The sequence below is a fragment of the Pseudomonas rhodesiae genome (assembly GCF_013285305.1).
GTDB lineage: Bacteria > Pseudomonadota > Gammaproteobacteria > Pseudomonadales > Pseudomonadaceae > Aquipseudomonas > Aquipseudomonas rhodesiae.
Map to the genome: position 1 here is coordinate 727,000 of NZ_CP054205.1, position 14,180 is coordinate 741,179.

The 14,180-nt window shown below is 61.5% G+C and carries 7 protein-coding genes and 1 pseudogene; 2 read left to right on the forward strand and 6 right to left on the reverse strand.

Features of this window, described 5'->3' with window-relative positions:
- Positions 1-41 precede the first annotated feature (41 nt).
- From mscK to HRH33_RS26600, 4 genes and pseudogenes are all read right to left on the reverse strand, one after another.
- On the reverse strand, positions 42-3,425 hold the full coding sequence (mscK, locus tag HRH33_RS03150) for a mechanosensitive channel MscK (protein WP_167416768.1): 3,384 nt from the start codon (positions 3,423-3,425) through the stop codon (positions 42-44).
- Between the two features lie 49 nt (positions 3,426-3,474).
- Positions 3,475-5,217 carry a potassium/proton antiporter gene (locus tag HRH33_RS03155; protein WP_034095540.1) on the reverse strand — a complete coding sequence of 581 codons (1,743 nt, stop codon included), beginning with the start codon at positions 5,215-5,217 and terminating at the stop codon, positions 3,475-3,477.
- 235 nt (positions 5,218-5,452) lie between these two features.
- Positions 5,453-6,325: a methyl-accepting chemotaxis protein gene (locus tag HRH33_RS26595; protein WP_425326817.1), complete on the reverse strand. Its 873-nt coding sequence runs from the start codon at positions 6,323-6,325 to the stop codon at positions 5,453-5,455.
- Positions 6,308-7,078 (reverse strand): annotated as a pseudogene (locus HRH33_RS26600) (MCP four helix bundle domain-containing protein); the annotation flags it as partial. The gene HRH33_RS26595 and the pseudogene HRH33_RS26600, both read right to left, overlap by 18 nt.
- A gap of 276 nt (positions 7,079-7,354) precedes the next feature.
- Here HRH33_RS26600 and HRH33_RS03165 point away from each other — a divergent pair.
- Both HRH33_RS03165 and HRH33_RS03170 read left to right on the forward strand, forming a co-directional pair.
- A complete protein-coding gene (locus tag HRH33_RS03165) occupies positions 7,355-7,585 on the forward strand; it encodes a hypothetical protein (protein ID WP_034095541.1) in 231 nt (76 codons plus the stop codon).
- Positions 7,582-7,872, forward strand: a complete 291-nt coding sequence (locus HRH33_RS03170; protein ID WP_034111467.1) for a cell division protein ZapA — start codon at positions 7,582-7,584, stop codon at positions 7,870-7,872. Before HRH33_RS03165 ends, HRH33_RS03170 begins: the two co-directional genes overlap by 4 nt.
- On the opposite strand, the gene HRH33_RS03175 is transcribed toward HRH33_RS03170, so the two are convergent.
- Together HRH33_RS03175 and putA are read right to left on the reverse strand one after the other, a co-directional pair.
- Positions 7,869-9,671 (reverse strand): acyl-CoA dehydrogenase, encoded by a 1,803-nt coding sequence (locus tag HRH33_RS03175; protein WP_034095543.1) that lies wholly within the window; start codon positions 9,669-9,671, stop codon positions 7,869-7,871. The two genes, HRH33_RS03170 and HRH33_RS03175, sit on opposite strands and share 4 nt — an antisense overlap.
- A 204-nt stretch (positions 9,672-9,875) precedes the next feature.
- Positions 9,876-13,829, reverse strand: coding sequence for a trifunctional transcriptional regulator/proline dehydrogenase/L-glutamate gamma-semialdehyde dehydrogenase (putA, locus tag HRH33_RS03180; protein WP_167416770.1), 3,954 nt, complete (start codon positions 13,827-13,829; stop codon positions 9,876-9,878).
- Positions 13,830-14,180: the final 351 nt, after the last annotated feature.

Consider the following 14,180-nt stretch of genomic DNA (forward strand, 5'->3'; position numbering starts at 1 on the left):
CTCCAGCAGAATGTCCGAGCATTCTGCTGGGGATAGAGGGTTTAGTCGAGTTTGCTCGGCGGCGGTTCCGGTGCATCGACGACTTTGCCGGCGGGCGGCTCGGGGGCATCCGTGCTCGGTTGCGCGCCGACGATGGTCTTACGCTCGTCCTCCACCGGCACTAGTTTGTACTCCTGCCCGTGCATATTCTTGAGGTACACCTCCATCTGCCGGAACGAGATGTTGATGTGCTGTTTCTTGAATTCGCGGTTGATGTAGCGGTTGACCTCGTCCAGCACCGGGTTGCGGTCGCCCAGGTCACGCACATGCATGCGCAGTTCGTGGTCCAGGGTGCTTTCGCCGAAGTTGAGGAAGTACACGTGGGGTTCCGGATCTTTCAGAACCCGTGGGTTTTCCCTGGCGGCCTTGAGTAACAATTCCTTCACCAGGTCCAGGTCGGAGCCGTAGTCCACCCCCAGTTTCAAGGTCACGCGGGTGATGGTGTCGGTCAGCGACCAGTTGATCAGTTGCCCAGTGATGAAAGTTTTGTTCGGGACAATGATGTCCTTGCGGTCGAAGTCGGTAATCGTAGTGGCGCGGATGCGGATCTTGCTCACCGTGCCCGACAGGTTGCCGATGGTGATGGTGTCGCCGATACGCACCGGGCGTTCGAACAGAATCATGATGCCGGAGATAAAGTTGGCGAAGATCTCCTGCATACCGAAGCCCAACCCCACCGACAGCGCCGCCACCAGCCATTGCAACTTGTCCCAGCTCACGCCGAGGGTAGAGAGGGTTGAGACAAAGCCCACGCCGGCAATGATGTAGGACAGCAAGGTAGTGGTGGCGTAGGCGCTGCCCTGGGCCAGATCCAGTTTGGACAGCACCAACACTTCCAGCAGGCCGGGCAGGTTGCGCGCCAGGGCGAAGGTGATGCCGATGATGATCAGCGCGCCGAGCAAATCGCCGATGCTGATAGGCACCATGCTGATATTCGCGCCAGTGCCGCTGGTGTATTCGTACAGGGTGACGTTGTCCAGGTAGGAAAATACCGAGATCAGATCCGACCACACCCAGTACAACGCCGCAATAAAGCCGCCGAGCAGGGCCAGGCGGATCAGGCGCATGGACTGTTCGTTGACCTGTTCGATATCCAGTGTCGGCTCTTCGATCACCGCTTCGCCATCGCCGGCCTCCTTGGCCGCCTGACGTTTGGCCAGGGCGCGGGAGTAGGCCAGGCGACGGGCCGCCACGCCCAGGCCACGGACGAAGGTGGCTTCGATCACCAGCCAGAACATCAGCAGGTACAGGGTATTGATCAAGCGGTCGCTGAGTTTGAGGGCGGTGTAGTAGTAGCCGAAGCACACCGCGATAAACAGTGCGATAGGCAGTGCGGTAAACAACAGGCCCACGGCTTTGCGAAACAACGATGCTTTTTCGTGGGTGGGGCTGTGGAGCAGCAGGCGACCCAGCAGCCAGGCCATCAGCGCGTAGCAGGTCAGCACCACGCCGATGCCCAGCACGTCGTCGGCCAGCGCCGCCGGTTGGTGCTCGGCGATAGCGACCACGGCCACCAGGGCCAATACCACCAGGCCGAGCTTGCGCACCCAGCCCTGGAGGAATTCGACCTGGGGTTTTTCCCAGCGGAAGTGCAGTTCCGCCACGCCACCAGGCGCGAGAATCCGGTAAGCGGTGTAGAACACTAGCCACGCCTGGGCCAATTGCAACAGGGCCGAGCCCAGGTTGGCGTTCTGCCCGCGTGCGTCGATCTGCAGCGCGTAGCCGCATAGGGCCAGGCCCAGGGACACCGGCATTGCCAGCAAAATATTGATCAAAATGGCCTGCGGCGTATGCCACTGGCTGTCGCGCTTGAAGTGGCCGATGTCCAGATGGACCTTATTCAGGCGCTGATACAGGGCCTTGCGGCGCCACAGCAGCGCGCCGATCAACAGCAGCAGCGGCAGGAACAGCAGCGGGCGCTGGATCAGGCCGTCATACAACTCGCTGAGGCTGGAGGCCCACGGCAGGGTGGTGATTTGCTTGCTCAGGTGCGCCGGTACGGTTTCCAGCCACTCGGTGTCCAGCGGCTTATTGCTGGGAATCCAGAACATCTGCTCGTCCAGCGTCGCGCGCAGGGTGGTGGCGGTGCTGAGCAGTTGTTTCTGGTTCAGTTGCAGGGTGATGGATTCGTTCAGCAACGCGCTCAACTCGCGGCTCAGGCGTTCGAGCAAGTCGCTGCGGGTGATCGCCAGTTCCAGCAGGGTGCGCCGCAGTTGCGGGGTCACGTCGTCCGGGGGCTGGTTGGCCAGCAGGTTATCCACATAAGCGCTGGGGGAGCTGATCAGCTCGCGCTGCTGGTTGACCTCAAACTGATACAGCCGAATGTTGGCGATATCGTCCGCCAGGTCACGGTCCACCGTGAGACGCGGCAGGGCTTGTTTCTGTTTGTAGAGAATTTTGGACAGCAGCAGGCTGCCCTTGAGCACGTTGATCTGCTCGTCCAGCGCCGAATCGCTCTGAGTGACGGCGTCCAGCTGTTGTTTGGTTTGCAGGTTTTTCTGCGTCAGGTCGTTGAGGCGGTCGGTGCTTTTGAGCAGGTAGTCGGACAGCTTCAGGTTGGCTGCGCTTTCCGAGGCCAGCAGGCTGCTGCCGCCGGCTTTCTGCGCCTCGATGGACTGTTGGGTCACCGTCTGCTGGCTCTGGGCCAGACGCTTCTGATTGATCAGGGTTTGCAGATCCTGGATTTCCTGTTCCAGGCGCGCGGTCTTTTCCTGGATCAGGTCGTGCTGGCTGTTGCCCAGGTCTTGCAACTGACTGTTGCCCGCCAGTTCCTGACGCCGCAGCGGGATCAGCGCATTCAGGGCCGCCAATTCGGCGTTCAACTGATTGCGTTGGTCGCTGCTCAGGGCTTTGCCGTTGTCCTTGCCGGACTTGAGAGTAGCGTTGATCTGCTGGATGCGCGTCTGGCTGCTGCTGATTTCGGTCTGGGCGCGCTCTGGGCGGGTTTGGGCGGCGATGGTCAGGCTGTTGGCGTCGGCCAGTTCTTTTTGCAGGTCGCCTTGCTGGGTGCTGCGCTGCACCAGCAGCTGTTCCAACTGCGGGATCGGCAGGCTGGCATACCGCTGGGCCACTGGAATGATTTTGGTGGCCTTGAGCCGTGTCAGCTCGCGCTGGTTTTCGCTGGTCTGGCGCGGGGCGTCGTCCAGCTGTCGCTTGAGATCGACCAGGCGCTGCTCGTAATCCTGCTTGTTGCTCAGATACGTGAGAGTTTGCTGCAGGATGGTCTGCAGCGCCTTCATATCGGCATCGGGCAGTTTGCGGTCGGGCAGCTTGTCCAGGGATTGCTGGATGGCGTCGGCGCTGGGCGGGTCGGCAGCGTAGACGTTGCCGACGCAAAGGGTCAGACCCAGCAGGGCAGTGGCGAGAAAAGAGCGCAGGATTGGCATAGAGACCGGTCGAGCTAGTGAAGAATCGGGGGCGTTGTCGCCCCGCAGTTTAGAGGAAGAGTCCGGGCCCCGGGCGACTTCCTTCGGGGAATCTGACGCCCACTTTGCCGATCTTGTTCCCGTCCATGACCGCGACGGTCCAGATGGTGTTGTTCCACTCCACCTGGTCGCCCACCACCGGGGCGCCGCCGACTTTTTGGGTGATGAACTGGCTTAGCGGCGTATCCGGGTCGATACCTTCGAGCTTGAGGCCATACAGCGCCGACACCGCGCCCAGCTGGGCGTCGCCTTCCAGCACGAAATCGCCGAAGAAGCGCAGGTCCAGACCACGCTGCGGCGCCTGGCTGAACAGCTTGCCCAGGGCCGGCAGGTTGTGTTCGTGGCCGATTACGCAGAGCAGATCATCGACTTCCAGCACCGTACTACCCGACGGATGGAGCAGTTGCTGGCCACGAAAGAGGGCGGCGATGCGCGTGCCTTCGGGCATTTTCAACTCGCGCAGGGCCGCGCCGATGCACCATTTCTCCGCGCCCAGGCGGTAGACGAACAGTTCCCACTCGCTGGTGACGTGGACTTCCAGTGCCGCCCGTGAGATCGGCGCCGGGTCCGGTGGCACCGTGACTTTAAGCAGCTTGGCCACCCACGGCAGGCTCGTGCCCTGTACCAGCAGCGACACCAGCACGATAAAGAACGCCAGGTTGAAATACAGCTGGGCATGGGGCAGGCCAGCCATCAGCGGGAACACCGCCAGAATGATCGGCACCGCGCCGCGCAGGCCGACCCAGGCGATAAAGGCTTTTTCGCGGCCGTGGAAGGCCTTGAAGGGCAGCAGGCCGACCATCACCGACAACGGCCGCGCGAAGAGGATCATCCACAGCGCCAGGCCCAGGGCCGGCAGGGCGATGGGCAGCAGATCGTGGGGCGTGACCAGCAGGCCCAGCACCAGGAACATGCCGATCTGCGCCAGCCAGGCCATGCCATCGAGCATATGCAAGATGCCGTGACGGCTGCGCACCGGGCGGTTGCCGATCACCAGGCCGCACAGGTACACCGCGAGGAAGCCGCTGCCGTGGAAGGCGTTGGTCAGGGCAAAGACGAACAGGCCGCCAGCGATCACCAGAATCGGATAGAGGCCGGTGGCCAGGTTGATGCGATTGACCATCTGCAACATCAGCCAGCCGCCGCCCAATCCGACCAGGCCGCCGATGCCGAATTCGCGCACCAGATGGGTCAGTAGGCTCCAGTGCAGGCCAGTCTGGCCGCTGGCGAGCATGTCGATCAGGGTGACAGTGAGAAACACCGCCATCGGGTCGTTGCTGCCGGATTCGATTTCCAGGCTGGCGCTGACCCGCTCGTTCAAGCCCTTGCCGCCCAGCAGCGAGAACACCGCCGCGGCGTCCGTGGAGCCGACAATCGCGCCGATCAGTAAGCCTTGGATAATGTTGAGGTTGAACAGCCAGGCCGCTGCCATGCCGGTGAGGCCGGTGGTAATCAACACCCCCACCGTGGCCAGCGACAAGGCCGGCCAAAGCGCCACACGGAAACTCGCTACTCGGGTTCGCAAGCCGCCGTCGAGCAGGATCACGGCCAATGCGAGGTTGCCCACCAGGTAGGCGGTCGGATAGTTGTCGAAGATGATGCCGCCGCCGTCGACGCCGGCGACCATGCCCACGGCCAGGATAATCACCAGAATCGGGATGCCCAGGCGTGATGAAAGAGAACTCACCAGAATGCTCGCACTCACCAGCAACGCGCCGATCAAGAACAGGCTGTTGATGGTCGTCGCATTCAAAGGCAGTACTCCATGAGCTGATACAAAAGACGGGGCGCAAACTGACCATGCAGTCTGCGTGCCAGGGATTCTAACCTGTTGAATTGCTGCCCTGTCAAAAAGCTTTTCCTAATTCCATGGATCCAAATGTGGCAGGGGGCAAGCCCCCGATGGGGGTATGTCAGTCCGCTTATCTGTAACTGGCCCGCCACTATCGGGGGCAAGCCCCTCCCACATTTCAAGCCAGTGCAGGCAGTTAGAGGCGGAAGCGGCCTACCATGCCGTTGAGATCCACCGCCAGGCGCGACAGCTCACCGCTGGCCGCGCTGGTCTGGCTGGCCCCGGTGGCCGATTGCACCGACAAATCACGAATGTTCACCAGGTTGCGGTCCACTTCCCGCGCCACCTGCGCCTGCTCTTCCGCTGCGCTGGCGATCACGAGGTTGCGTTCGTTGATCTCGACGACCGCGCTGTTGATGGTTTCCAGGGACAGCCCTGCACCTTTGGCGATGTTCAGCGTCGATTCCGCGCGCTCGGTGCTGTTGCGCATCGAATCCACCGCGTGCTCGGTGCCGGCTTGGATGCTGCCGATCATCCGCTCGATCTCGCTGGTGGACTGTTGGGTGCGATGGGCCAGGGCACGGACCTCATCGGCGACCACCGCAAATCCACGCCCGGCTTCACCGGCACGGGCGGCCTCAATGGCGGCGTTCAGAGCCAGCAGGTTGGTTTGGTCGGCCAGGCCGCGAATCACGTCCAGCACTTTGCCGATGTCCCGCGACTCAGTGGCCAGGTCACCGATCAAGGTGGCGGTGGCCTGCACGTCGCCGCTCATACGCTCGATGGCGCTGACGGTTTCCTGCACCAGATCGCGGCCGTCGCCGGCGGAGGCGGTGGCGTTGCGTGAGGCTTCGGAGGTGCTCACGGCATTGCGCGCGACTTCCTCGACGGCGCTGGTCATTTCGTTGACCGCGGTGGCGGCCTGTTCAATTTCGTTGTTCTGTCGGGTCAGGCCGCGCGCGCTTTCGTCGGTGACCGCGTTCAGCTCTTCTGCCGCCGACGCCAACTGACTGGCCGAGCCGGCGATGCGTTGCAGGGCGTCGCGCAGTTTGGTCTGCATCTTGGCCATGGCGGCGAGCAGGCGGCCGGCTTCGTCGCTGCCGTCGACCTGGACCGGCTGCGTCAGGTTACCCTCGGCGATGGTCTCGGCGGCATTCAATGCCTGGGAAATCGGCACGGTGATGCTGCGGGTCAGTAGCCAAGCGAACAGCATTGTCAGCGCTGTGGCGATCACCAGCAAACCCACCACCAGGTCAACGGCCAGGTCGTATTGGTCTTTAGCTTCCTGGTTGGTTGCCAACGCCATGGTGTTGTTGATATCCAACAGACGCGTCAGCACCGCGTTGACTTGCTCCGAGTTGCTCAGCAACTCAGTGTTAAGCAGGTTGCGCAGCTCATCTATCTGATTGGCCTGGGACAGGCTCTTCATGCGGGCTTCGATCTGGTGGTACTGGCCAAGCAGTCGCACATATTCATCGTACGCAGCGCGCTCTTCGCGGCTTTCAATCAGCTTTTCGTAGGTAGCCTGTGCGGTGCGGATCTGCTGGTTGCGCAGTTCGAACGCTTCCAGGGTTTTTTGCTGCACGTCCGGTTCACGATTGGTCAACAGGCGGTATGACAGTACCCGCAGGCGCAGGGTCAGTTGGGTGAAGTCATCCAGTGCGCGAATGCTTGGCACGCTGGAGAGGGTGATGTCTTCGGTGGCGGCCCGGATCTTACTCATCTGGTTCAAGGCGAAAACACCGAGAAACAACATGAGGGCACCAATCAACGCAAACCCAAGGAAAGCCCTCGGAGCGATATTCATATTACGAAGCGACATGCTGGAATCCTGGAAGGAGCGCGATCCGTGCGGCCTTGAGACGGGGTGTGCATCGCTATCGGTCGTACGACTAAAGTCTAAAGGGTGCTGTGCGTTTTTGTCGCACCTGACGAGGGGTTGGACGGATTCAGGAACCAGATGGGGGAAATGCAGTCACTAAGGCTCGAAAGCGTGGCCCCACCCTGAAGAACCGGGCTGCGCGCCGGGGATAAGCCTGGCATCCGAGGTGAATTTTCTTTATCGTCACCGCCCTTTTAAAACGCTCGAGAAATCAAAATGTTAGAAGCATCCCTCAGCCAATTGGAACAACTGGTCAATGACCTGGTACAGCAAAACCAAGACCTGCTGGGCAGCAATGAATCCCTCAAGGCAGAACTTGCCCGCGCCAAGGATGAAAACGACAGCCTGCAACTGAACCTGATGGAGCAGGAAGAAAAACACGGCGCCACTGCCGCGCGTATCCAGGCATTGGTTGAGCGCGTGAGCGCAGGTCCCGTGGGCGCATGAACGAAGGGATAAAGGTCGTTTCGATTCTCGGAGAGGATTACTCGATCAAGGCGCCGCCCGGGGAGGACAAAACCCTGATGCACGCCGTGACCATGCTCAAGGCGTCCCTGGCCACTACCAAGAAAAAGTACCCGACCCTGATCGGTGACAAATTACTGGTGCTGGCGGCGCTGAACCTGTGCGCCGAGCAGATCGAAATGCAGCAGGCTCATCAGCAGGAACTCGACCGTTACCAAGAGCAAGTCAGCGCCACGGTCGAGGTGATTTCCAAGGCGATCCAGCCTTAGAACCATTCATCCTGCATCCCCAGGCACGTATCGTCCCGTGCTTCCAGAATCGCCAGTTCATGATGGCAGCTCGGTACTTCCCAGGTCAGGAAGTACCGGGCGGCCTGGAGCTTGCCTTTATAGAACCCTGCATCCGCCGCATTGCCCTTGGCCAGTCCTTCTTCGGCGCGAATCGCTTGTTCCAGCCAGCGCCAGCCAATTACCGTATGCCCGAACACCTTCAGGTACAGCGCCGAGTTCGCCAGGCTGCTGTTGACCTTGCCTTGGGCGAGGTCCGTCAACAGGCCGAGGGTGACGCTTTGCAGTCTGTTAAGCAGGTGTTCCAGCGGTTCACGCAACGCGGTGAGTGACGGGTACTGCTGGGCCCGCGCGCCGGTGTCGGCGATCAGGCGGATCAGTTGCTTGAGCCCCGCGCCGCCGTTCTGCGCCAGCTTGCGCCCCAGCAAGTCCAGGGATTGGATGCCATGGGTGCCCTCGTGGATCGGGTTCAAACGGTTGTCACGGTAGTACTGCTCCACCGGGTATTCACGGGTGTAGCCGTGGCCGCCGAGAATCTGGATCGCCAGCTCGTTGGCCTTGAGGCAGAACTCCGATGGCCAGGATTTGACGATAGGGGTGAGCAGGTCCAGCAATTCGTGGGCCTGTTTGCGTTCCGCTTCATCGGCCAGGGTGGTGGTGTCATCGAACAAGCGCGCCGCGTACAGGCCCAGATCGAAGGCACCTTCCACGTAGGACTTTTGCGTCAGCAGCATGCGCTTGATGTCCGCGTGCTGAATGATCGAGACCGGCGCAGTCGTAGGATCTTTACTGTCGGGCAGACGACCTTGCGGGCGTTCGCGGGCGTATTCCAGCGAGTACAGGTAGCCGGCGTAGCCGAGCATCACCGCGCCCATGCCCACGCCGATGCGCGCCTCGTTCATCATCTGGAACATGCAGCTCAGGCCCTGGTGTGGCTTGCCCACCAGATAGCCCACGCAGTTGCCGTTGTCGCCGAAATTCAGCGCCGTGGACGTGGTGCCGCGCCAGCCCATCTTGTGAAACAGCCCCGCCAGCAACACATCGTTACGCGCGCCCAGGCTACCGTCGTCGTTGACCAGGAATTTAGGCACGATAAACAGCGAAATGCCCTTCACCCCCGGCGGCGCATCCGGCAACTTGGCCAGCACCATGTGCACGATGTTTTCCGACAACGGATGATCGCCGCCGGAAATAAAGATCTTGTTGCCTTTGAGGCGATAGGTGCCGTCGGCCGCAGGTTCGGCGCGTGTACGAATATCCGACAGCGACGAGCCTGCATGGGGCTCGGTCAACGCCATGGTGCCGAAGAAGCGCCCCTCGATCATGGGCTGCAAGAAGCGCTGTTTCTGCTCTTCAGTACCGAAGCTTTCGATCAGGTTGGCCGCGCCCATGGTCAGGAACGGATACGACGTGGACGCCGCGTTGGCCGACTGAAAGTGCGCAAAACAGGCTTGGGACAGCAGGGTCGGCAATTGCATGCCGCCGGCCTCGAAGCTACGCGCCGCGTTGAGAAAACCGGCCTCCAGAAACGCATCCACGGCCGGTTTGACCTCCGGGATCAGGATGGCTTTGCCGTCCTCGTAGCGCGGTTCGTTTTCGTCGTTTTTACGGTTATGGGGCGCGAAGTACTTTTCGGCGATGCTGCGCGCGGTGCTGATGGCTGCATCGAAGGTTTCGCGATTGTGCTCGGCAAACCGCTCGCGCTGGGTCAGGCCCTCGGCATCGAGGACTTCGTACAGCTCGAAAGCCAGATTGCGGGAACTGAGCAGCGTCTCGGACATGGCGGATTACCTTTAGAGGAATTGGCCCGAGTCTAAGTGCGCGAATAAAAGGTGAACAGCAAGATTGATCTAAGTGATGGAGCGGCAGAATGTGGGAGGGGGCTTGCCCCCGATAGCAGTGTGTCAGTGCCCGAGGTACTGACTGATACTCCACTATCGGGGGCAAGCCCCCTCCCAGATTGTCTAGCGGTATTTCTTTCAGGGTTAGCCGATGGTCATCAGGCTGGCGTTACCACCCGCCGCAGCGGTGTTGACGCTCAACGCTCGCTCAATCACCAGGCGCTCCAACGCAATGGAAGTTTCGCCCTGGGACAAACCATGCACGCCGACAATCGCCCCACCACGCTGCGCCACTTGCTGGCACACCGCGCGCAATTGGTCGGAGTCGCCGTGGTGCAGAACGGCATCGAACACCACGTCGTCCTTGGTCCAATCGGCCACGCGCTTGATCTTCGCCTGAATGTCCTTCGGCAGGCGTGGGAACAAGGCCTTGGTCAGGTCGGTTTCCGGCCATACTGCCGAGCCACCCACCGCCAGTACCGCAGCCAACTGAGTCAGCAGGTCACCTTCCACGTCCGCCAGGCACAGCACATGCTCGCGGGGCAGGATGGCGTAGCTGTTGCGCTCGCCGGTGGGGCCTGTCAGTTGGCGGGTGATGCCGCTTTGCGATTGCGCGGCGAACTGGCTGCACAGCACGCTCAGCTCGCTGAACTTTTGGCTGTCGGCCCAGGCTTTAAGGGCTGTCAGCGGTTGGCTCATGGCATCGCGCAGACGTACGTCCGGCGCCGCCAACTTGTCGGCGCGCACGAAGGATTGTTCGATTGCATCGGTAGGACGAGTCGACAGCAAACGGTACAGGTACAGTGGGCCACCGGCTTTCGGGCCAGTCCCCGACAGGCCTTCGCCGCCGAACGGCTGCACGCCGACCACGGCACCCACGATGTTGCGGTTGACGTAGACGTTACCGGCGTGAACGTTGTCGATCACTTTGGCGATGGTCTCGTCGATGCGCGTGTGCACGCCAAGGGTCAGGCCGTAGCCGGACGCATTGATCTGGCCGATCAACTGGTCGATCTCTTTACGCTTGTAGCGGACTACGTGCAGTACCGGGCCGAAGATCTCGCGTTGCAGCTCGTCGAAGCTTTCCAGTTCGATCAGGGTGGGCATCACAAAGGTGCCGCGCTTGATTTCTTCGGCGTCGGCGATCGCCACCTGATACACGTTGCGGCCTTTGTCGCGCATGGCCTGGATGTGCTTCTCGATGCCGGCCTTGGCTTCGGCGTCGATCACCGGGCCGATGTCCACGGACAGGCGCTCCGGGTTGCCCAGGCGGCATTCAGCCATGGCGCCCTTGAGCATTTCGATGACGCGGTCTGCCGAATCTTCCTGCAGGCACAGCACGCGCAGGGCCGAGCAACGCTGGCCGGCGCTGTCGAAGGCCGACGACACCACGTCGATCACTACTTGTTCAGTGAGTGCGGAGGAGTCGACGATCATCGCGTTCTGGCCACCGGTTTCGGCGATCAGCGGGATCGGACGACCCTGGGCATCCAGGCGCCCGGCCACATTACGCTGCAGCAGGCGCGCCACTTCGGTGGAGCCGGTGAACATCACGCCTTTGACGCGATCATCACCCACCAGGCGGGCACCGACGGTTTCGCCCTGGCCCGGCAGCAGTTGCAGCACGCCTTCCGGAATACCGGCTTCCAGCAGGATGCGCACGGCCTGGGCTGCCACCAGCGGGGTTTGCTCGGCAGGTTTGGCCAGTACCGGGTTGCCGGCGGCCAGTGCCGCGGCGACTTGACCGCTGAAGATCGCCAGTGGGAAGTTCCACGGGCTGATGCACACCACCGGGCCCAGTGGGCGGTGGGCGTCGTTGGTGAAATCGTTGCGCGCCTGCACCGCGTAGTAGCGCAGGAAGTCCACGGCTTCACGCACTTCGGCGATGGCGTTGGCAAAGGTCTTGCCGGCTTCGCGGGCCAGCAGCCCCATCAATGGCTGGATCTCGCCTTCCATCAGGTCGGCGGCGCGCTCCAGAATCGCGGCGCGCTCGGCCGGCGGGGTGGCCTGCCAGATCGGGCCGGCGTTGATTGCGCACTGGATGGCGCTGTCGACGTCTTCGACGGTGGCTTCCTGAACCTGACCAACCACATCGCGCAGGTCGGATGGGTTCAATACCGCGGTCGACGTTTGCTCGCTGGACGCGCAACCAAGCATCGGCGCGGCTTTCCAGTTGTTGTGGGCCGTGGCCAGCAGGGCGCAGGACAACGATGCCAGGCGGTGTTCGTTGGCCAGGTCGATACCGGCCGAGTTGGCGCGGTCGCTGCCATACAGGTCGCGCGGCAGCGGAATGCGTGGGTGCGGCAAGCCGAAGCCGCCTTCCACCGTCGCCATTTGCTCGATGCTGGCCACTGGGTCGGCCACCAGTTCCTGGATCGAAATCGACTGGTCGGCGATGCGGTTGACGAAAGAGGTGTTCGCGCCGTTTTCCAACAGGCGACGTACCAGGTAGGCCAAGAGTGTTTCATGGGTGCCGACCGGGGCGTACACGCGGCACGGACGGTTCAGCTTGCCGTCGGCAACCTTGCCGACTACCTGCTCGTACAGCGGTTCGCCCATGCCGTGCAGGCACTGGAACTCGTACTGGCCGGGGTAATAGTTCTGACCGGCGATATGGTAAATGGCCGACAAGGTGTGGGCGTTATGCGTGGCGAACTGCGGGTAGATGACTTCCGGCACCGACAGCAGTTTGCGCGCGCAAGCGATGTAGGAAACGTCGGTGTACACCTTGCGGGTGTACACCGGGTAGCCTTCCAGGCCTTCGACCTGGGCGCGCTTGATTTCGCTGTCCCAGTACGCGCCTTTTACCAGGCGGATCATCAGGCGGTGGCGGCTGCGGCGGGCCAGGTCGATCACGTAATCGATCACGTACGGGCAACGCTTCTGGTAAGCCTGGATCACGAAGCCGATGCCATTCCAGCCGGTCAGTTGCGGCTCGAAGCACAGGCGTTCCAGCAGATCCAGGGACAGCTCCAGACGGTCGGCTTCTTCGGCATCGATGTTCAGGCCGATGTCGTATTGCTTGGCCAGCAGGGTCAGGGACAGTAGGCGCGGGTACAGCTCGTCCATCACGCGCTCGTACTGCGCACGGCTGTAACGCGGGTGCAGCGCCGACAGCTTGATGGAGATGCCCGGGCCTTCATAAATCCCACGGCCGTGGGAGGCTTTGCCGATGGAGTGAATAGCTTGTTCGTACGAGGCCAGGTATTTCTGGGCGTCGTGTTCGGTGAGTGCGGCTTCACCGAGCATGTCGTAGGAGTAACGGAAGCCCTTGGCTTCGAACTTGCTGGCGTTGGCTAACGCTTCGGCGATGGTCTCGCCGGTGACGAACTGTTCGCCCATCAAGCGCATGGCCATGTCGACGCCCTTGCGGATCATCGGTTCGCCGCTCTTGCCGATGATGCGGCTCAGGGAAGAGGTCAGGCCGGCTTCGTTATGGGTGGAGACCAGTTTGCCGGTCAGCAGCAGGCCCCAGGTCGCGGCGTTGACGAACAGCGACGGGCTGTTGCCCAGGTGCGGCTGCCAGTTGCCGGTGCTGATCTTGTCGCGGATCAGCGCGTCGCGGGTGCCCTTGTCCGGGATGCGCAGCAGCGCTTCGGCCAGGCACATCAGCGCCACGCCTTCCTGGGAGGACAGGGAAAATTCTTGCAGCAGGCCCTGAACAATCCCGGCACGGCCGCCGACACTTTTCTGATTGCGCAATTTCTCGGCAATGGTAGCGGCCAGTTTGTTGGTGGCTTCGGCCATTGGCGCTGGGAGGCGGGCCTGTTCGATCAGCATCGGCACCACTTCCGGCTCGGGGCGACGGTAAGCGGCGGTGATCGACGCGCGCAGTACGGACTGCGGCAGGATGCTTTCGGCGAACTCAAGGAAGCACTGGTGAGCGTGGTCGGTCTGGACCTCGCCTACGTCGTCTGCGTCTTTGCTGCTCAAACCATTGAGTTCGGTCAGGGTTGCACCACCCTCCAGTTTCTCCAGGTAATTGAAAATCGCCTGCTTGATCAGCCAGTGCGGCGTGCGATCAATGGAGGTCGCGGCAGCCTTCAGGCGTTCGCGGGTCGGGTCGTCGAGTTTGACCCCAAGGGTGGTCGTCGCCATTTTCTTATCCTCATGGGTGCCACTACCGAGTGGCATTAGCTGGCGGCAAGATTAGCTGTGCACATGCGTAGGTGCAACCGGGTGCAACCTATTTTGTTAATGAAATTTTCTATGGTTCGTCGGAAATAATTTAGCTCTCAGCGTGATGCGCTGCGTGTTGGTGCATTTGCTTCTGAGATCGGCTGTTTTTGCTCCGAAAAGGAGCAAAAACAGGGTGTTTTCCGCAAAATCACTCAAGGTGCAACTTATTCGCGAGAAACTGGTTGCACCTGATTTGCTTTGTTGAATAGCATTCGCGGCCAAGGTGCAACCAGCTTTCGGGTTTGGGGCATCGGCTGGCGGCTTTCCTGG